The sequence below is a fragment of the Peptoniphilus sp. BV3C26 genome, assembly GCF_000478985.1.
Classification (GTDB): domain Bacteria; phylum Bacillota; class Clostridia; order Tissierellales; family Peptoniphilaceae; genus Peptoniphilus_B; species Peptoniphilus_B koenoeneniae.
The window spans coordinates 1-526 of record NZ_AWXB01000037.1; the positions used below are offsets into that span (position 1 = coordinate 1).

The window sequence follows — 526 nt, forward strand, 5'->3', positions numbered from 1 at the left end:
TCTTAGTAGTAAGTGCAGCAGACGGACCAATGCCACAAACAAGAGAACACATCCTATTAGCAAGACAAGTAGGAGTACCAAAAATAGTAGTATTCCTAAACAAAGAAGACCAAGTAGACGACCCAGAACTAATAGAATTAGTAGAAATGGAAGTAAGAGATCTACTATCAGAATATGACTTTGACGGAGACAACACTCCAATAGTAGTAGGATCAGCCCTAAAAGCCTTAGAAGATCCAGACGGAGAATGGGGAGACAAAATCATAAAACTAATGGAAGCAGTAGACGAATACATTCCACAACCAGAAAGAGACACAGACAAACCATTCCTAATGCCAGTAGAAGACATCTTCTCAATCACAGGAAGAGGAACAGTAGCAACAGGAAGAGTAGAAGCAGGAAAAGTAAAAGTAGGAGACACAGTAGAATTAGTAGGCCTAACAGAAGAAAAAAGACAAGTAGTAGTAACAGGCGTAGAAATGTTCAAGAAGCTATTAGACGAAGCAGTAGCAGGAGACAACATAGG

Annotated in this window: 1 protein-coding gene; it reads left to right on the forward strand. The window is 39.9% G+C overall.

Annotated elements, in window-relative coordinates; translation table 11 throughout:
• On the forward strand, positions 1-526 hold a 526-nt coding region (locus tag HMPREF1253_RS03155), incomplete at both ends, for a GTP-binding protein (protein WP_023055312.1).